Source organism: Streptomyces sp. NPDC058246 (genome assembly GCF_042881985.1).
GTDB lineage: Bacteria > Actinomycetota > Actinomycetes > Streptomycetales > Streptomycetaceae > Streptomyces.
Map to the genome: position 1 here is coordinate 1 of NZ_JBHVWZ010000047.1, position 17,139 is coordinate 17,139.

18 protein-coding genes and 1 pseudogene are annotated in these 17,139 nt (G+C 71.7%); 9 read left to right on the top strand and 10 right to left on the bottom strand.

The features are described 5' to 3' along the window. Positions 1–188: 188 nt before the first annotated feature. Positions 189–258, bottom strand: a pseudogene (locus ACFVXA_RS38480) (tautomerase family protein); the annotation flags it as partial. Between the two features lie 136 nt (positions 259–394). After that, entirely contained in the window at positions 395–1,504 is a 1,110-nt protein-coding gene (locus ACFVXA_RS38485; RefSeq protein ID WP_362034104.1) for a PP2C family protein-serine/threonine phosphatase, read from the bottom strand. A gap of 192 nt (positions 1,505–1,696) precedes the next feature. On the opposite strand from ACFVXA_RS38485, the gene ACFVXA_RS38490 reads away from it, so the two are divergent. Next, entirely contained in the window at positions 1,697–2,545 is an 849-nt protein-coding gene (locus tag ACFVXA_RS38490) for a class I SAM-dependent methyltransferase (protein WP_390028584.1), read from the top strand. 47 nt (positions 2,546–2,592) lie between these two features. Here the strand turns inward: ACFVXA_RS38490 and ACFVXA_RS38495 are convergent, their stop codons facing one another. Then, on the bottom strand, positions 2,593–3,996 hold the full coding sequence (locus ACFVXA_RS38495) for a hypothetical protein (protein ID WP_390028569.1): 1,404 nt from the start codon (positions 3,994–3,996) through the stop codon (positions 2,593–2,595). Between the two features lie 113 nt (positions 3,997–4,109). Here ACFVXA_RS38495 and ACFVXA_RS38500 point away from each other — a divergent pair, with 113 nt between their 5' ends. Next, positions 4,110–5,360 (top strand): molybdopterin-dependent oxidoreductase, encoded by a 1,251-nt coding sequence (locus ACFVXA_RS38500; RefSeq protein WP_383911723.1) that lies wholly within the window; start codon positions 4,110–4,112, stop codon positions 5,358–5,360. Positions 5,361–5,754: 394 nt separating this feature from the next. Here the strand turns inward: ACFVXA_RS38500 and ACFVXA_RS38505 are convergent, their stop codons facing one another. Next, positions 5,755–6,462, bottom strand: a complete 708-nt coding sequence (locus ACFVXA_RS38505; protein ID WP_390028570.1) for a class I SAM-dependent DNA methyltransferase — start codon at positions 6,460–6,462, stop codon at positions 5,755–5,757. Positions 6,463–6,673: 211 nt separating this feature from the next. Between ACFVXA_RS38505 and ACFVXA_RS38510 the strand changes: the two genes are divergently transcribed. Continuing rightward, a complete protein-coding gene (locus ACFVXA_RS38510; RefSeq protein WP_390028571.1) occupies positions 6,674–6,901 on the top strand; it encodes a hypothetical protein in 228 nt (75 codons plus the stop codon). On the opposite strand, the gene ACFVXA_RS38515 is transcribed toward ACFVXA_RS38510, so the two are convergent. Beyond that, a complete protein-coding gene (locus ACFVXA_RS38515) occupies positions 6,879–7,496 on the bottom strand; it encodes a DUF2064 domain-containing protein (RefSeq protein WP_389470076.1) in 618 nt (205 codons plus the stop codon). The genes ACFVXA_RS38510 and ACFVXA_RS38515 overlap by 23 nt on opposite strands. Beyond that, complete coding sequence (locus ACFVXA_RS38520) at positions 7,493–8,242, bottom strand: glycosyltransferase family 2 protein (protein ID WP_362034122.1); 750 nt, start codon at positions 8,240–8,242, stop codon at positions 7,493–7,495. Before ACFVXA_RS38520 ends, ACFVXA_RS38515 begins: the two co-directional genes overlap by 4 nt. A gap of 103 nt (positions 8,243–8,345) precedes the next feature. On the opposite strand from ACFVXA_RS38520, the gene ACFVXA_RS38525 reads away from it, so the two are divergent. Next, positions 8,346–9,344 (top strand): response regulator transcription factor, encoded by a 999-nt coding sequence (locus tag ACFVXA_RS38525; RefSeq protein ID WP_384403150.1) that lies wholly within the window; start codon positions 8,346–8,348, stop codon positions 9,342–9,344. A gap of 2 nt (positions 9,345–9,346) precedes the next feature. After that, the gene (locus ACFVXA_RS38530; RefSeq protein ID WP_362034125.1) at positions 9,347–10,459 is read left to right on the top strand and encodes a HAMP domain-containing sensor histidine kinase; all 1,113 of its coding nucleotides are present in this window, start codon (positions 9,347–9,349) and stop codon (positions 10,457–10,459) included. 471 nt (positions 10,460–10,930) lie between these two features. Here the strand turns inward: ACFVXA_RS38530 and ACFVXA_RS38535 are convergent, their stop codons facing one another. After that, a complete protein-coding gene (locus ACFVXA_RS38535; RefSeq protein ID WP_384021249.1) occupies positions 10,931–11,929 on the bottom strand; it encodes an NAD-dependent epimerase/dehydratase family protein in 999 nt (332 codons plus the stop codon). 310 nt (positions 11,930–12,239) lie between these two features. On the opposite strand from ACFVXA_RS38535, the gene ACFVXA_RS38540 reads away from it, so the two are divergent. From ACFVXA_RS38540 to ACFVXA_RS38550, 3 genes are all read left to right on the top strand, one after another. Continuing rightward, a complete protein-coding gene (locus ACFVXA_RS38540) occupies positions 12,240–12,467 on the top strand; it encodes a hypothetical protein (protein WP_383911735.1) in 228 nt (75 codons plus the stop codon). A gap of 290 nt (positions 12,468–12,757) precedes the next feature. Then, positions 12,758–13,093: a hypothetical protein gene (locus ACFVXA_RS38545; RefSeq protein WP_390028572.1), complete on the top strand. Its 336-nt coding sequence runs from the start codon at positions 12,758–12,760 to the stop codon at positions 13,091–13,093. 368 nt (positions 13,094–13,461) lie between these two features. Next, positions 13,462–14,292: an alpha/beta hydrolase gene (locus ACFVXA_RS38550; RefSeq protein ID WP_362034137.1), complete on the top strand. Its 831-nt coding sequence runs from the start codon at positions 13,462–13,464 to the stop codon at positions 14,290–14,292. Positions 14,293–14,380: 88 nt separating this feature from the next. Here the strand turns inward: ACFVXA_RS38550 and ACFVXA_RS38555 are convergent, their stop codons facing one another. Both ACFVXA_RS38555 and ACFVXA_RS38560 read right to left on the bottom strand, forming a co-directional pair. After that, a complete protein-coding gene (locus tag ACFVXA_RS38555) occupies positions 14,381–14,740 on the bottom strand; it encodes a nuclear transport factor 2 family protein (RefSeq protein ID WP_383911741.1) in 360 nt (119 codons plus the stop codon). A 25-nt stretch (positions 14,741–14,765) separates the two neighbouring features. Then, on the bottom strand, positions 14,766–15,551 hold the full coding sequence (locus ACFVXA_RS38560) for an SDR family oxidoreductase (protein ID WP_383737092.1): 786 nt from the start codon (positions 15,549–15,551) through the stop codon (positions 14,766–14,768). A 103-nt stretch (positions 15,552–15,654) separates the two neighbouring features. On the opposite strand from ACFVXA_RS38560, the gene ACFVXA_RS38565 reads away from it, so the two are divergent. Beyond that, positions 15,655–16,173, top strand: a complete 519-nt coding sequence (locus ACFVXA_RS38565; protein WP_389748066.1) for a winged helix-turn-helix transcriptional regulator — start codon at positions 15,655–15,657, stop codon at positions 16,171–16,173. A gap of 155 nt (positions 16,174–16,328) precedes the next feature. Here the strand turns inward: ACFVXA_RS38565 and ACFVXA_RS38570 are convergent, their stop codons facing one another. Then, positions 16,329–17,099, bottom strand: coding sequence for an SDR family NAD(P)-dependent oxidoreductase (locus ACFVXA_RS38570; protein WP_383737086.1), 771 nt, complete (start codon positions 17,097–17,099; stop codon positions 16,329–16,331). Positions 17,100–17,139 lie beyond the last annotated feature (40 nt).

Here is a 17,139-nt window from a genome sequence, read left to right on the forward strand (position 1 = left end):
GTAATTGGACCCTCCCCCCCCCGTTTCGCCCCGGTTGTTTCTTGTCCGAGGGGGCGGCCCGGGGGGGCCCCCCCCGGACGCCCTCGTTCCCACGGATCCAGACGTCCTCGTTCCCACGGATCCAGACGTCCTCGTTCCCATGGATCCAGACGTCCCCGTTCCCATGGATCCAGAGGTTCCTGGTCCTGGCGTCACGGTGACGAACACGTTCCGCGGCTCGGTCCCCGCGTACTCGTGGGCGAGCTCGGCGATCCGCCGGCAGCGCCTGCTTCACCCGCGTATCCATGATCGCGAGCGTACATACTAGTAGGTACAACCTCAAGGGCGCTAAGGGCGCTTAGCGTGCTGAGCCCCGATGCAGGGCAATGGGGCAACTGCCGCTGTGACGGGCTGCTCAATCCCGGTCGTCGTTCACCAGCGGCGTGAGGACCAGCATGGTGACGTCGTCACGAATGTCCGTGCAGAACCGGACGAGGTCCTCCCAGACGCCCTCGATGAGGGCCTCCGCCGTCTCCTCGTCGAACTTGGGCAGTCGGTCTGCCAGGGGGTAGAAGGCGCCGGACTCGTCCCGGCTCTCGGTCACCCCGTCGGACGCCAGGAAGAGCCGGTCACCGCGTTCGAGCTGGACGGTGCGCCTCTGGGGAGGGGACAGACCGATGAGCCCCAGTCCCAGCGGAGCTCCCGGTTCGAGGTGGAGTTCGAGGGCTTCCGCACCGCGCAGGAGCAGCGGAAGCGGATGCCCGCAGGACACCAGTCGCACCGCATCGGCGCCGGGTGAGAACTCCAGGAGTACGGCGGTGGCGAACATCTCGGGATGCTCCGTATCCGCGGAGTCCACGACCAGCCGGCGATCGAGTCGGGCCGCAGCCGCTTCCAGGTCGCGCTCATCCAGCACGGCCTCCCGGAACGCGCCGAGGAGCGAGGCGACCGTCCCGACCGCGGACAGCCCGTGCCCCTGCACATCGCCCATCACCGCCCGTACACCGTAGGGCCCGTCACGAACCTCGAAGAAGTCGCCGCCGACCAGCGACTCGCGCTGCGCGGCCTGGTACAGACCGGCACAGCGCACCGGGCCGACGCGCTCGGGCAGGGGTGGCAGGACGGCGAGCTGGGCGGCCTCCGCGACGGTCCGCACCGTGACCAGGTGCGCGTCCCGTCGGCTGCGCACCAGGGACACGAACACGCTCAGCACAGCGATGAAGCCGATGGTCAGCAGGTCGGTGTTGCCCGGCCGGTTCAGTTGCAGCTCAGGGATGTTCAGCAGCGCGACGACGATACAGCCGAACACGCCCGTCATCACAGGCCCGTAGGAGAGCACCGCCAGGGACGGAATGGCGCCCAGCAGGAAACCGATCTCCACCGGCGGGTGACTCACGAGTTCGATCGTGCACACCGCCACCAGCAGCGTGGGCGGCAGCACCCACACCCAGTGCGGGGGCGGCGAACCGCGCAGCCAGCCACGTTGCTCATTGTCCCGACGCCCGGAGGCGGCCCTGCCGGCCATAACGCTCCTCCCTACACCACCACGCTCCTCCGTTCGCCCCGCCCGCGCATTCCGGTCCGCTCGCCGACAACAACGCGTCATCGCAATGATCACGGTCGGTCAGCCCGGAGAGCTGTACGTTGGCATGCGGCCCGCGTGCGCATCCCTCCGCGGGCGCGGGGGCGCTCGGTGGAAGGTGATCCGGTGACTGCGATGGCCGGCTGGGAGTGGGACGACACCCTCTTCTCGGGGGCCGCCCCCTACTACCAGCGCGGGAGGCTCCCGTACGCCCCCGGGCTGGCGGACGTACTCGCCGAGGCTCTGCGGCCCGACGGCCTAGGGCGCCTCGTCGACGTGGGATGCGGACCGGGCACCGTCGGTCTGAGCCTGGCGCACTTGTTCCGGGAGATCGTCGGGGTGGACCCGGACGGCGGGATGATCGATGAGGCCAGGCGTCGCGCCGCCGAGGCGGGAGTGACCGCGAAAGCCCGGTGGGTGCGGATCCGGGCCGAGGATCTGCCCGCGGCTCTGGGCACGTTCACCGTGGCGACCTTCGGCCAGTCCTTTCACTGGATGGATCGCGACCTGGTGGCGGCGACCGTCAGGGACATGCTCCGGCCCGGCGGGGCACTGGTGCACATCTCGGACCTGAAGACCGAGCGCCGGACCGTCGACGGTCTCCCGCATCCCGCGGTGCCCTACGCGGCGATGGACGAGCTCGTCAGGCACTACCTGGGGCCGGTCCGGCGAGCCGGCCGCGGCGTGCTGCCGCACGGAACACCCGGTGGTGAGGCCGAGGTGCTCACCCGGGCGGGGTTCTCCGGTCCCCAGCGCCATGTCGTGCCCGGCGGCCGGCCGCTCGAACGCACGCCGGACGACGTCGCCGCGTGGCTGTTCTCGATGTCGTCCTCGGCCCCGCATCTGTTCGGCGCGCGCCGCGAGGACTTCGAGGCGGACCTGCGTCGCCTCCTGTGGGAGGCGTCCCCGTCGGGCCTGTTCTCCGAACGCCTTCCGAGCACCGAGGTGTTCATCTGGTGGAGTGGGCCGCACCGTGCCTCATGAGCGTCGGCCCGCTCTTCGCCCAGGAGCTGGGCGGCCGCGGCCCCCTGTCACCAGCCCGTGAGCAGCAGATGGTTGAGCAGCAACGCGAGAGTGGCCTGCGCGGTGAGCCAGGCGCGGGGCCGGGGGAGGAACGCGGACGCCGCCAGCAGCCACATCGCGAACGGCAGCCAGATGCGTTCCGTCTCCGCCTTGCTCATGCCGGAGAGGTCGGCGATGAGCAGCGCGAGCAGGGCGGCGAGGACGAGGAGGGCCAGTCGGGGTTCGGAGGCCGGGGTGCGCAGGGCCGGTCGGGGTTCGGAGGCCGGGGTGCGCAGGGCCTGTCGGGGTTCGGAGGCAGGGGTGCGCAGGCAGGTACGGATGCCCTTGCGGACGGGAGCCGCGCAAGCCCTGCGTAGACCCGCAACCGTGGCCGGGCCCACGATCAGTGCCGTACAGGCGAGATTCGCCCACACCCAGTAGCTGTACGGGCGGATGCCGCCGACCCCTTCGTAGTAGCGGGTGACCAACAGCCGATACGCCTCCCACCAGTTGAAGCCGGCCAGGGTGAACACGGCGGGGATCACGGCGAGACCGGCGAGGAGGTAGGGGAGGGGGCGGAGCCGACTGGAGCCGAGCAGCAGCACGGCGGCGGCGATGACCGCGAACAGCGTCAGGCCGTACGAGAGATACGCGGTGAGGCCGAAGAGGAGCCCGGAGACGAATCCGGTCGCCCCGGACCCGTGCCCGGTGACCGCCAGCGCGAGGAACGCCACGGCCCAGGCGGCGACCGCGGCGAAGTAGCCGTCCGCGGACGTGCCCACCCACACCGCGGCCGGGGCGAGGACGAGGAAGGGCGCGGCACGGCGAGCGAGAGCCTCTCCGGACAGCGCGCGCACAGCGACGAGCACCGCGACCGGCGCCGTCGCCCCGACGGTGATGCACCAGACGCCCGCCCAGCCTCCGCCGCCCAGCCCGATCCGGTCGAGGAGGACGAAGGTGACGGTGGCGGCGGGGGGATGCCCGGCGATGTGCGCAGGCCAGGGGGCGGGGGAGTGGGCCACGATGTGGTGGGTGAAGTCCCGCAGCGTGCCCGGGAGGTCGTGGAAGCGGCTGATGACCCGGAGGTACTCGTTCGGGGTCGTCAGCCGCCCGGCGATCCCGCGCTGCCAGCCGTCGACCAGCGCGAGCGAGAACGTCCAGGCCAGGGCGGTACCCCAGGCACTGAACAGCAGAGCCCGCCAGGGCAGGCGCGCGGCGAGGACAGGCCCGTACGCCACGACGGCGACGGCCAGCGCGATCGCGGCCGGTGTGCCCGGACCGACGTGCGGCTCCCACTGGGCGAACACGGGGGGCCAGCGGACGAAGAGTGAGTGGTCGCTGTGTTGGATGCCGTTGCCGACCAGGACGGCCACGACGACGAGCAGGGCGGCGGCCAGGGCCGCGGAAAGATCGCGGAGAAGATCGCGGTTCACACCGGCACGCTAGGCCGCGGGAGGCCCTGCGGAGCCGCCGCAGGTGTGGACGTCAGCGTTTCGTCATGGTTCACGGACCCTTTCGGGGGGTGTCCCCGTCCTACGGTCGGGTCATGCCACGCTCTCCCTCCTCCCCGGCGTTCTGGCGCAGCCCGCTGCGCGGCCCCTGGTTCACCTCCGTGCTCGGCGTCGTGCTGCTCGGCGGGATCACCATCCTGTTCGTGACCGGTCTCGTGTCGTACGCCGCCTACAACCCGGGCCTCTCGCCGGTGAACGACATGACCCCGGACAAGGGCCTCCTCGGCTTCTACCTCTTCTCCTGGCCGACCGACCCGACCTGGCTGTACCGCCTCACGCAGGGCGTCCACGTCACGCTCGGCATCGTGCTGATCCCCGTACTACTGGCGAAGTTGTGGTCGGTGGTGCCCAAGCTGTTCACCCTGCCGCCCGCACGGTCGCTCGCGCACGCGCTGGAGCGGATCTCGCTGCTCCTGCTGGTCGGGGGCGCGCTGTTCGAGTTCACCACCGGCGTACTCAACATCCAGCTCGACTACATCTTCCCCGGCTCGTTCTACCCGCTGCACTTCTACGGGGCCTGGGTGTTCTTCGCCGCCTTCGTGGCGCACGCGGTGCTGCGGGTCCCGGCGGCGGTGCGCAACCTGCGCCATCTGCGGGACGAAGGAGCCGACGAAAAGCAGGACGACGAAGGGAAGCTGTTGTCGCCCGACCCGGTCGAGCCCACGGTCTCGCGCCGTGGCGCTCTCGGTGTGGTGGGCGGCGGGTCGCTGCTCCTGCTCGCCACGACGGCGGGCCGGAGCTTCGACGGCCCGCTGCGCGAGACAGCCGTACTCGCGCCGCACGGCGGCCCCGAACCGGGCACCGGGCCCAGCGGCTTCCAGATCAACAAGACGGCCGCGTCGCGCGGGATCGACGTGACGGAGACGAGCGACGAGGCGTGGCGGCTGACGGTCCGGGCGGCCGGGCGGACGGTCCGGTTGAGCCGGACCGATCTGCTCCAACTCCCGCTCCACAGTGCCGCGTTGCCCATCGCCTGCGTCGAAGGCTGGTCGACCTCCGACCAGTGGTGGCGGGGCGTGCGACTGCGGGATCTGGCCCGGCTCGTCGGATACGAGGAGGCCACGGCGCCCGACGTACTGGTGGAGTCGCTCCAGCGGCACGGCGCGTTCCGCCGGGCCGCGCTGCGTGACAACCAAGTGCGTGACCCGCGTTCCCTGCTCGCCCTGTTCGTCAACGGTGAGCCCCTGACCCCCGATCACGGCTACCCGGCGCGGATCATCGTCCCCGCCGCACCCGGTGTCCTCAACACCAAGTGGGTGGCCCGGATGACGTTCGGAGACCTGTGATGCCACGCGACTCTCGGAGCCCTCTGCGCCGCGACCACCGGAACCTCCTGCGACGCGACTACCGGAAACTTCTCGGCAGCCCGCTGCAACTCCTGCTGCTCGCCTGTTCGTTCGCGCTCGCGGGATACGCGGGGGTGCGGCTGCTCGCGGACGACTGGTTCGGGGTGGCGCTGTGGTTCGTGGGTGCGGCGGTGCTGCACGACCTGGTGCTGGTGCCGTTGTACGCGGGGGCGGACCAGGTCCTCACGCGGGCGCTCGGCGCGGCAGGCCGCCGGGAGTGGATTCTCTTCGTCCGTGTCCCGGCGGCGCTCTCAGGTCTGCTCCTGCTGATGTGGTTCCCGCTGATCACCGGTCAGGTGGCGGACGAATACCGGTCCGCCACCGGCCTCTCCGGTCACGGGTTCCTGGCCCGCTGGCTGCTGATCACGGCGGTGCTCTTCGGAGGTTCGGCGGTGCTGCTCGTGCTGCGGTCGAGGCGATCTCCGCGATCGCGGCGGTTGCGCAGGGCGACGAAGGAGCGGCCGCCGGTCATCCACTGATCGACCGGGCGCCAGCCCGCGCGCGCCGCGTGCCGGAGCAGGGCCGGTGTGCCCAGGCGGGCCCAGGGGAAGTCGGGGCCCGCGGCGCCGCGGGCGTCGGTGACCCGGACGATATGGACGCTGACACGTTCGTCGACGTCCACGTCCGGGAGCGTCTCGGCGATCAACAGCCCTTCGGGCGCGATGAGTTGGCTCATCCGGCGCAGCAGGGCGGCCGGGTCGCCGCCGATGCCGACATTGCCGTCGAGGAGGAGTGCGGTGTCCCAGCGGCCCTCCGCCGGGAGCGGTTCGAACACGGAGCGCCGCAGCGCCTGGCCGCCGAGCCGCACGGTGTGTTCGACGGCGGCCTCGCTGACGTCGACCCCGAGTACGGGCCGCCCCCGGGCCGCGAGCTCGGCGACGAGCCGCCCCGGCCCGCACCCCACGTCGAGCACGGCCCCCTCACAGCGCCCCAGCACCATCAGGTCCACCGCGTCGGCACGCGCGCACCACCGCTCCACTTCCAGGGGCAGCAGCCAGCCGTCGGCCCGCCGCAGGAAGAGCGGGCCGCGCCCGGCGCCCAAGGCGTCGGAGTAGGGATCGACGGACCATGGGCGCGCCGTCTCGCGCGGGGTGCTTGGCCCGGGGGATGCGGGTTGGCGTGGGGTGCTTGGTCCGGGGAGTGCCTTCTTGCGTGCGGCGCTTGGTCCGGGGGGTGCCGTCTGGTGTGCCGCGCTTGGTCCGGGAGATGCCGTCTGGTGTGCGGTGCTCGCTCTCGGCGGCGGGGTTTCGTGCGTGGTGCTCGCTCTCGGCGGCGGGGTTTCGTGCGTGGTGCTCGCGCTCGGCGACGCGGATTCGTACGTCTTGCTCGCGCTCGGCGACGCGGATTCGTACGTCGTGCTCGCCGCCGGCAACGCGGATTCGTACGTCATGCCCGCCCCCGGCGGTGCGCTCGCGCAGGCGGTACTCACCCCGTGCGGCGTGGTCTCGTGTGCGGCGCTCATCGGCCGGCCGCAGCCCTGAGGCGGCTCAGCTCGGCGGCGAAACGGGTACCGGGCGCGGCCGCGGCGACCGCCTCCGCGTCGACGGCGGTGTCGACGTCCCGGAGGCGTGGCAGATCGCTCACGCGCAGACCGGCGGCGACGAGTCGCGCACGCTGCACCGCGCCCGTCGTGGGCGTCGACATCGGCACGCCCTGGAGCAGCTGGGGATCGGGGTCCGCGAGCCCCAGCGCCCAGAAGCCGCCGTCCTCGGCCGGCCCGAAGTACGCCTCGCAGTCGGCGAAGTCCACACCGAGGAGCTCGGGTGTCACCTGCGGCGTGTCCATGCCGATGAGCAGTGCGGGCCCGTCGCAGCCCGCGAAGGCGGCGGCCAGCCGCTCGTCGAGCCCTCCCGAACTCTGCGGTACGACCTCGAAGCCGGGCGGCAGCCAGGGACCAGGCACCCCGTCGAGGACCAGTACACGGCGCCTCGCCGGCGTCGCCGCCACCGTCCGCAGCGTGTCCACGAGGGCCGCCTCGGCGAGCAGCGCCGCTTGTCGGGGCGTGAACGGCGGGGTGAGCCGGGTCTTCACCCGCCCCGGCAGCGGTTCCTTGGCGATGACGAGGAGAGTCGTCACTGGGTGGTTCCTCCCTGGGAGGGGGTGCGCCGAGCGGCGAGGGGGTGGGACGACGCGGCGGGCGGCTCGGCCAGTACGCGGCGCATGTCCCGTACCGCCTGCCAGGTGCCTCGCCAGGTGCCGGTGACCTTGGAGGCACCGCTGCGTGGCAGGTAGGGCACGTCGTGCTCGGTGATGCGCCAGCCGGCGTCGGCAGCGCGCACGACCATCTGGAGCGGATAGCCACTGCGGCGGTCCGTGAGCCCGAGGGCGAGCAGCGGTTCCCGGCGGGCGGCGCGCAGCGGCCCGAGGTCGTGGAGGCGCAGGCCGGTGCGGTGGCGGAGCATCCGGGACAGGGCGACGTTGCCCGCCCGGGCATGCGCGGGCCAGGCGCCCCGCCCCTGCGGGCGGCGCCGACCGAGCACGAGGTCGGCCCCGCCGTCACGCACCTCGCGCACGAAGGGCACGAGCTGGGCCGGGTCCAGCGAGGCGTCGCAGTCGCAGAAGCACACGATGGCCGCGGTGGCGGCGCCGAGCCCCGCGTGGCAGGCGGCGCCGAACCCGCGCCGCGGCTCGCGCACGACGGTCGCGCCGAGGCCGCGGGCCAGTTCCGCCGAGCCGTCCGTGGAGCCGTTGTCCACGACCAGCGCGCGCCAGCCGGACGGGATGCGGGCGAGCACCCAGGGCAGGGCCTCGGCCTCGTTCAGACAGGGGAGGACCACGTCGACTTCCGGGTCCGTTGGGGGAGAGGTCGTCACGGCTTTCACCCTACGAACGCGAAAGGGAAATATCGGACTTCAGGTCCTTACGAAACACGGACGTCGAGGCGGGAGCGCGGCGCGGACATGAGGCCGGTGGGAGGCTGGACCCATGCATGAGCCGTACGAATCCCCAGGTGCCGGACCTGTCCCGAGCGAGTACGAGGACACGACACGTGTCCTCGTCGTCGACGACGACCCCACGGTCGCCGAGGTCGTCTCCGGCTACCTCGACCGCGCCGGGTACGTCGTGGACCGTGTCGCGGACGGACCCGCCGCGCTCGCCCGCGCCGCCGCGCACTGGCCGGACCTGGTGGTACTGGACCTGATGCTGCCCGGGATGGACGGGCTGGAGGTGTGCCGCAGGATGCGCAGCCGTGGGCCCGTGCCCGTCATCATGCTCACCGCGCGCGGGGACGAGGACGACCGCATCCTGGGCCTGGAGGTCGGCGCCGACGACTACGTCACGAAGCCGTTCAGCCCCCGCGAGTTGGTCCTCAGGGTGGAGTCGGTCCTGCGTCGCGCCCGGCCCGCCACCGGTGCCCGTACCCTCCACCTGGCCGGCCTCGCCGTCGACCCCGCCGCCCGCCGGGCCACCAAGAACGGCGAGGAACTCGCCCTCACCATCCGCGAGTTCGACCTCCTCGCCTTCTTCCTCCGCAACCCGGGTCGGGCGTACAGCCGCGAAGACCTGATGCGCGAGGTGTGGGGCTGGGACTTCGGTGACCTGTCGACGGTCACGGTTCACGTACGCCGCCTGCGCGGCAAGGTCGAGGACGACCCGGCGCGACCCCGCCTGATCCAGACGGTGTGGGGCGTCGGCTACCGCTTCGAGGAGCCGCCGGCCGGCGAGGAGTCCGTGCATCGCGAGGTCGCGCTCGGCGAGGAGCCCGCTCATCGCGGGGAAGCCGTGTCCCGCGAGCAGGCCGCGCCCGGAGAGGGTTCGGCGCAGAGCGGGGAAGCCAGGCACCGCGGGGAGGCCGCGCACGGGCAAGCCGCGCCCGGAGAGGGGTTCGCGCTGCGTGGTGAGGCCGCACCCGGCGAGGGGTTCGCGCGGCGCGGGGAAGCCGTGCGTCGCGGAGACGCCGTCCAACGCGGGGGAGCGGTCTGATCATGCGCGACATGTTGCTCATCGCCCTGTACGCCTTCCTCGGCGCCGTCGCGGCCGGACTGCTCGGCGCCGGTGCGCTCAGGCTGATCCGGCGGCGCTCGCTGACCGCCTCCCTCGCCGTCGTCGCCGCCGTGGCGGTCACCGCGATGCTCGCGGGGACGTTGGCCGTGGCGTGGGCGATGTTCCTCTCCTCGCACGACCTGAGCGTCGTCACGACCGTGGTGGCCATGGCGGCCGTGGTGTCCCTGGCCACCGCGCTGTTGCTGGGCCGTTGGGTCGTCGCCCGCAGCCGCGCACTCACCCTCGCCGCACGCTCCTTCGGGGACGGCGGCGACTTCGCGGCCCCCGACGGTCCAGCCACCGCCGAACTCGCCGCACTGGGACGCGAGTTGGCGGCGACCAGCGCGAAGCTCACCGAATCCCGCGAGCGCGAACGCGCCTTGGAGACCTCGCGACGCGAACTCGTCGCCTGGATCTCGCACGACCTGCGCACCCCGCTGGCCGGGCTGCGCGCCATGTCGGAGGCCCTGGAGGACGGGGTCGCCGCCGACCCGGACCGCTACCTCCGCCAGATCCGCACGGAGGTCGAGCGCCTCAACGACATGGTCGGCGACCTGTTCGAGCTCTCCCGGATACACGCCGGGACGCTGGCCCTGTCTCCCTCCCGCATCTCCGTCTACGACCTCGTGGGCGACGCCCTCGCGGGCGCGGACCCGCTGGCCCGCGAACACGGCGTCCGGCTGGTCGGCGACCGCATCGAGCCGGTGCCGGTCGAGGTGGACGGCAAGGAGATGAGTCGAGTCCTGGGCAATCTGCTCGTCAACGCGATCCGCCGTACTCCCGCCGACGGCACGGTCGCGGTCGCCGCCGAGCGGTCCGACGAGGGTGTCGTCCTGTCCGTCACCGATGGCTGCGGCGGCATCCCCGAGGAGGATCTCCCGCGCGTCTTCGACACCGGCTGGCGCGGCACGCACGCGCGCACGCCGCCCGCCGGAGCGGGCCTCGGCCTCGCGATCGTCCGCGGCATCGTCGAGGCCCACCAGGGTCAGGCCGCCGTACACAACGTCCCCGGCGGCTGCCGCTTCGAGGTCACGCTTCCTACGGCGGGGGCGTGAGCGGAGGCTCCGATGGTCGGGGACTCCGGCTTCGCCGGACAGCTACGGGGCATGGCGAGGTAGGGCTGGGCGGCCGACGCGGAGGCTCCGGCGGCTGGGCCTCAGGCCGGGGGCCGGCGGGCCGGCTTGGCTGCTTCGGCTCCGCCGACCGGCCTGCACTTAAACGGCGACGCGATACGAGGACCGGGTGAGCACCCAGGATTCGGACGTTGGGCGCCACGCACCGAGCAGCCCCGCGTCACTCCCTGCTCGGCCCGGCCGTCCCCCGTGTCAGTCCCTGCTCGGCCCGGCCGTACTCCCGCGTCACCCTGCTTGGCCCGGCCGTACTCCCGCGTCACCCTGTTTGGCCTGGCCGTACTCCCGCGTCACCCTGCTCGGTCCGGCCGTACCCCGCGTCTCCCCCTGCTCGGCCCAGCCGTACCCCCGCGTCACTCCCTGCTCAGCCCCGCCGTACCCCCGCGCAGCCCCGACTCACTCCCCGCGCAGCCTCGCCGTCGCGAACTCTCGCATCCCCTCCGCGAATCCGACCTCGGCCTTCCAGCCCAGCTCGGCGCGCAGTCGTGAAGAGTCCGCGGTGATGTGGCGTACGTCCCCGAGCCGGTACTCGCCGGTCACGACGGGCTCGGGGCCGCCGTAAGCGGAGGCCAGCGCACGCGCCATCTCGCCGACCGTGTGAGGCTCGCCGCTCCCGGTGTTGTAGGCGCTCAGCGCCCCCACCTCCCGCGGCTCGGCTTCCAGGGCCGCCACATTGGCCGCCGCCACGTCACGTACGTGCACGAAGTCCCGTCGCTGGCCGCCGTCCTCGAAGACGCGCGGCGCCTCGCCCCGGGCGAGCGCGGACCGGAAGAACGAGGCGACCCCCGCGTACGGGGTGTCGCGCGGCATCCCCGGTCCGTACACGTTGTGGTAGCGCAGCGACACGGCCGAACCGCCCGTCGACCGGGCCCACGCCGCCGCCAGATGCTCCTGGGCCAACTTCGTCGTCGCGTACACGTTCCGCGGGTCGACCGGAGCGTCCTCACCGACCAGTCCCGGTGTCAGATCCTCACCGCACCGGGGGCACCGGGGCTCGAAACGCCCCGCATCCAGATCGCTGAGCGCCCGGGGCCCGGGCCGCACCACGCCGTGCCACTCGCACTCGTACCGCCCCTCCCCGTACACCACCATGGACCCGGCGAGCACGAGCCGCCGCACCCCCGCGTCGACCATGGCGGTGAGCAGCACCGCCGTACCGAGGTCGTTTCGTGACACATACTCGACGGCGTCGCCGAAACCCGTCCCCAGCCCCACCATCGCCGCCTGATGGCACACGGCGTCCACGCCCGGCAGCGCGGATGCGACCGCCTCGGCATCCCGCACATCCAGGCCGTCGCGCAGGTCGAACACGACCGCCTCGTGCCCGCGGGCGGTCAGTGCCTCGACGACATGGGACCCGATGAACCCGGCACCGCCGGTGACCAGTACTCGCATACGCCCACGCTAGGACCGTGACCGCATCACACGTCAGCACCGAGCCCGCCATGTCACGGGTCCGTAAGACCCGGAGGGCTCCGGCAGCGCGGCGGCCGTCTACCGGGGCGTACCCGAGTACGGCTTCACCACGGACGGCTGCAGGGCGTCAGGGCATTGCCGGAGAGCGGCAGAGTTCAGCTGAAGCTTGCTGCCGGAAACCCCTGTTCAGGTCTGGCCGCCCAGTGTCTACGGTTGCCTGGGCGGTCTTCGGGAGGCTGAGCCGGGCCCGCCGGTCGTGACGGCGGTCTGAGACGCCTACGGGGGAACGATGGTCTACGTGGTGATGGCGGCGGCAGCCGTGGTGTCGATTCTGGCGATCGCGATGGCGGTGCTCGCACGCCGGGAGCGACGGCGGATGTCTTCCAGTCCGGAAGCCCATCGGATCGAGGCGAGGGCCACCTGGGGCCTACGCGATGCGCGCCGTCGGGCTCACGCCTATCACCATTTCGCCGATGTCAACGGCATCAGCGCCATGCGCGATCGCGACTCCCGCTAGCGTTCAGTACGCGATGGGGCCCGCCCGTCCGGCGGTTGTCCCGTAGGAGTGTGTGTCGTCCGGCGAGGGCGGCGGTTGTGAAGGCCGCCGATGCCGAGCATCGGCGCGCACAGCCGCGGCCTTTCGGACGAGGGCTGATACGGGAACTGCGTATCGCCGCAGGTGATGGAGCGTCTATTTTGTGGCTCATGCACCAGGACCGAGGACGCGACCGTCGCCCGGCTCGTCGCGTGGGGTCTGCGCGTGCTCCGTACCAGGCACCGGCCTTGGTGGTCGAAGGGGCCGATGTCGTGATCGTCGGGTACTTCTCCGCCAAACAGAAGGACTTCGCCGCGCACATGGACTCCGCGGCCGCGGAGATGGCGGCGCACGGCGCTCGGGTCGTGGGGCGGCTCGTGCAGCGGCGCGGGGTCTCGGACGGCGGCGTCAAGAAGATGGCCCTGCCGTATTCATCGCGGACGCTCGTCAGCTACGGGAAGGTCCGTGAAGTGGCCGCGGCCTGTGAACGCACCCATGCTGACGCGGCGGTCTTCCTGACGCCATTGACGGGGCGTCAGCGGCGAGTGCTGACCGCGGTGCTCGGCTGCCCCGCCGTGAGTCTCGCCGAAGCCCTGACAGTCCACTGACCCCTACAAGTGGCTGCCTGGGCTGACCGCTTAGGCCGGCCGCCTGGACTGACCGCTAAGAGTGGCGGCCTGGCCTGAGCGCTACGAGTCGCGTCTTGCACCGACCGCTACGAGTGGCCGCCCGGAGCGGATGGCTGCCGCAGCCCAATATTCGTTGATCCCCGTTGCGCGGGGTGTCGCACGGCCTCGGCTGATCCCCCGCTTCACTTCGGCGCCCCTGCCGAACCCGTGGACGAGGGCTTGGCGCCGTAGCGCGGGCCGCGCTGCTGATCGGTACTGTCGGAAGTGATCGCCACTCGTTCCCGGCTCCCGGCTCCCGGCTCCCGGTTCCTGGACCCGGGTCGGGGAGGGGAAGGAGGCAGGGTGTCGTGACCGTGATCTCCGTGAAGTCCGCGCGGGTGAGGGACGGGCTCACGCTTCCGTATGCCGAAGCGGGCTATCCCGGTGGCACGCCGGTCGTCTTCGTGCATGGCCTCGCCGACTCTTGGTGGTCCTTCGAACCCCTTCTGAGGCGTCTCCCGGCATCGTTGCACGGCTACGCGCTCTCCCAGCGCGGCCATGGCGACGCCGACCGTCCTCCCGACGGCTACACGCCCGAGGACTTCGCCTCCGATCTGGTGGCCTTTCTCGACGCCGTCGGCATCCGACGCACCCTGCTGGTCGGGTCCTCCAGCGGTGGCGTGGCCGCCCGCATGGTCGCGGGCAGCCATCCGGACCGGATCTCGGGGCTGGTGCTGATCGGCGTTCCTGGCACGCTCACCGACAAGCCGGCGGTGACCGGATTGCAGGAGAGGGTCCAGGGCCTCTCCGACCCCGTCCCCCGTGCCTTCGTCGAGGAGCTCATGAACGGCATGGCGGCCGGTCCAGTCGCCAGGGGACTCATGGAGACCATGATCGACGAACACCTCAAGGTCCCCGCGTACGTCTGGCAAGAGACGCTGCGTGGCTTGCTGGAGGCCGACCTCCGTGCGACTCTGGCCGGCATTTTGGTGCCCACACTGCTCCTCTGGGGTGAACAGGACGACATCCTGCCCCGCAGCGACCAGCAGACCATCCTCGACGCCATCCACGGAGCACGCCTCCTCACCTACGAAGGATCAGGTCACGGCCTCCACTGGGAAAAGCCCGACCGAGTGGTCGCCGACATCGCTGCCTTCGCCCACCACATCGACCCCCCTGGGGCTCCCGACGCTCCGTGAAGATTGCGCCGCCAGCCGCCAGCCGCCAGCCGCCAGCCGCCGGCCGCCGGCCCGGGATTCGGAGAGGGGCGAGTGCGAGGGTGCGAGCTCAGGGTTCGATGACGAGGCGTTCGACGAGGCCGTCGCGGAGTGTGAACCGGTAGTGCAGATCCACGGTGCCGCCGGGGAAATCGCCTTCGAGGTGGTGCGTGGCTGTGTAGTGCGTGGCGTCGGCCTGCTGAGCGCCGGTGAGCTGGATGGTGTAGGTGAATTCGGTGGCGGACCGGTCCAGCCACCGCTCGATCGCTGCGGTGCCCTCATGGGTTCTGCCGTCGTCGATCACCGTGGCGTCCCCGGTGAACGCCGTGATCGCGGTGGCCGAGTCGTGCTCGAGGTGGGCTTTCAGGTAGCGGATGATCATTTCGGGCAGAGCGTCCGGGGTGATGGTCCGGGGCTCGTTGTCGTGCATGAGGAACCTCGCGTTGGTGTCGGAGTCAGACGGTCGGGGTGGTGCCGCCGTCGATGACGTGCTCGGCTCCCACGATGGCCGAGGCGCGGTCGGAGACCAGGAAGGTCACGAGTTCGGCGACTTCCTCGGGCCGGTTGGGGCGGCCGAGGGGGATGCCTCCCAGGGAGTCCATGAGTCGGGCCAGCGCCGCTTCCTGGGTGATGCCCGCGTCGTGGGCGATCCGGGCGACGAGGTGGTCGGCGGCCGACGTCTGCACGAAGCCGGGGGAGACGGTGTTGACGCGGACGCCGTGCGGGGCGACCTCATTGGCCAGGCCCTTGCTGTACGTGGTCAGGGCGGCTTTCGCGGCGGCGTAGGCCAGGGTTCCGTTCCACAACGGCATGCGGCGCTGGATCGAGGTGACGTGCACGATCACACCCTTGCCCAAGGCGATCATGTGCGGGAGCAGAGCGCGGTCCAGACGGACGGCGGCCAGCAGGTTCACGTTCAGTTCCGTGGCCCAGTCGTCCTCGCCGAGCGCCGCGAATCCGCCGGCCGGTGCCTCGGAGCCACCGAGGGTGTTGACCAGGATGTCGACGCCTCCCATGCGGGTGTCCGCCTCGGCGACGACATGGTCGGCGCCGGCGGCGGTGGACAGGTCCGCGGCGATGAACGTCTTCTCCTCGACGTCGTCGGGGCGGCTGCGGGCGGTGACGAGTACCGTCGCGCCGGCCTGGGCGAGGCGTCGGGCGATGGCGGCACCGGTGCCCTTGGTGCCGCCGGTGACCAGGGCGCGTCGGCCTTCGAGGGACTCGCTGATGGGTGTGGTCACGGTGTGTTCCGTTCCCGGGTGCGGGCCGGGAAGGCCAGCTCCGCTCCCGTCCTTACTGCTAAAATAGAAGCTACTGACTTCGACTTTAGCAGTAACTGAGGGGATGGTCGCCGTGGCAAGCCGGATCAGGATGGAGGACCGGGAGTGCCCGCTGTCCACGACGGTGGAACACGTCGGTGAGTGGTGGACACTGCTGATCCTCCACGACGCCTTCGACGGCTACACCCGCTTCGACCAGTTCCAGGAGAACCTCGGCATCTCCTCCAGCATGCTCACCACCCGGCTGAAGACCCTCGTCGCGGACGGTCTGCTGGAGCGTCGGCCCTACCAGGCCAACCCCGTCCGTCATGAGTACGTGCTGACCGAGCTGGGGCGTTCCCTGCGCCCTGTGATCGTCGCCCTGGCCGCCTGGGGCAACTCCCGCCTCGCCCCCGCGGAGCGGAGCATGATCCTCGTGGACACGGACAGCGGCGCGGAGGTCGAGCCCGTCGTCGTCGACGCCAGGACGGGCCGCCGACTCGACGACAGCGCCACATACGTCTTCACGGCAGGCCCCGCGGCGAGCGCTGCCATGCGCAACCGCTATGCGACCCGACCGGAAATCGCGGCGGAAGGCGGGTAAGGCACGCGCCATCCCGGCGGAAGGCGCGTAAGGCGCGCGCTGTCAGCCCTGCGCGACGGCCCCCGTTCGTCACGCGCCGGATCTCACCGCCCGAGAGGTGCGGGGGAACTGCCCACGCACCGGGCCGGGGCACATGGCGGGGGAGTGGGCCGGATTCACGCGGTGATGACGGCGGCGCCGGTACGGCCGCCGTCGACGTCAACCACCGTCCCGTGCACAAAGGCGGCTTCGTCGCTTGCCAGCCAGACGGCGGCGTGCGCGATGGCGTCCGGGCCGCCCACGTCGCCGGCAGGGGTCCCCTTCATCATGGCCTCACCGGGGTGAGGCTCGCTCTGCCCGGCGGTGCGGGTGACGATCACGCCTGGCGAGATCGCGTTCACTCGCACCCCCGACGGTCCGAATTCCGCGGCCCACGCCCGGGTGAGAGTCTCCACCGCGCCCTTGGTGGAGCTGTAGAGAGCGCCGATCGGGATGCCCAGACGTGCGACCCAGGAGCCCAGATTGATGATGGCTCCGCCGCCGGCCTGCGCCATGGCCGGAGCGACGGCGGCGGTCAGGAAGAACGGCGCTTTGACATTGACCGCGTAGACCCGGTCGAAGGTCTCCTCGTCCGTGGCGGTGGTGGTGGCGCCCGGGTAGATGCCGGCGTTGTTGACCAGGATGTCGATCCGGCCGCCCAGCGTTTCACGTGCCCGCTCGGCCAGGTCCTGGGAGGCCCGCGCGCTGCCGTCGAGGTCTGCCTCCACGAAATCGGCACGGCCGTCGGCGGCCTGAATCCCCGCAACGACCTGCGCCCCGCGCTCTCGGTGGCGCCCCGACACGACGACGTGGGCTCCTTCGGCAGCGAAGGCTTCCGCGATCGCCCGTCCGATATTGCTCGTCGATCCCGTGACGAGTGCGGTCTTGTCCTGCAGTCGTCCACTCATGGCGTTCCCTCTTGTTCTGGCTCTCCGAGGCCGGGCGAAG

What these genes read in the sequence shown, in the direction of transcription:
- ACFVXA_RS38485 (WP_362034104.1), bottom strand. Translation starts at nt 1,504, where the DNA reads ATGGCCGGCAGGGCCGCCTCCGGGCGTCGGGACAATGAGCAACGTGGC.
- ACFVXA_RS38490 (WP_390028584.1), top strand. Translation starts at nt 1,697, where the DNA reads ATGGCCGGCTGGGAGTGGGACGACACCCTCTTCTCGGGGGCCGCCCCC.
- ACFVXA_RS38500 (WP_383911723.1), top strand. Translation starts at nt 4,110, where the DNA reads ATGCCACGCTCTCCCTCCTCCCCGGCGTTCTGGCGCAGCCCGCTGCGC.
- ACFVXA_RS38525 (WP_384403150.1), top strand. Translation starts at nt 8,346, where the DNA reads ATGCATGAGCCGTACGAATCCCCAGGTGCCGGACCTGTCCCGAGCGAG.
- ACFVXA_RS38530 (WP_362034125.1), top strand. Translation starts at nt 9,347, where the DNA reads ATGCGCGACATGTTGCTCATCGCCCTGTACGCCTTCCTCGGCGCCGTC.
- ACFVXA_RS38535 (WP_384021249.1), bottom strand. Translation starts at nt 11,929, where the DNA reads ATGCGAGTACTGGTCACCGGCGGTGCCGGGTTCATCGGGTCCCATGTC.
- ACFVXA_RS38540 (WP_383911735.1), top strand. Translation starts at nt 12,240, where the DNA reads ATGGTCTACGTGGTGATGGCGGCGGCAGCCGTGGTGTCGATTCTGGCG.
- ACFVXA_RS38555 (WP_383911741.1), bottom strand. Translation starts at nt 14,740, where the DNA reads ATGCACGACAACGAGCCCCGGACCATCACCCCGGACGCTCTGCCCGAA.
- ACFVXA_RS38565 (WP_389748066.1), top strand. Translation starts at nt 15,655, where the DNA reads ATGGTCGCCGTGGCAAGCCGGATCAGGATGGAGGACCGGGAGTGCCCG.
- ACFVXA_RS38570 (WP_383737086.1), bottom strand. Translation starts at nt 17,099, where the DNA reads ATGAGTGGACGACTGCAGGACAAGACCGCACTCGTCACGGGATCGACG.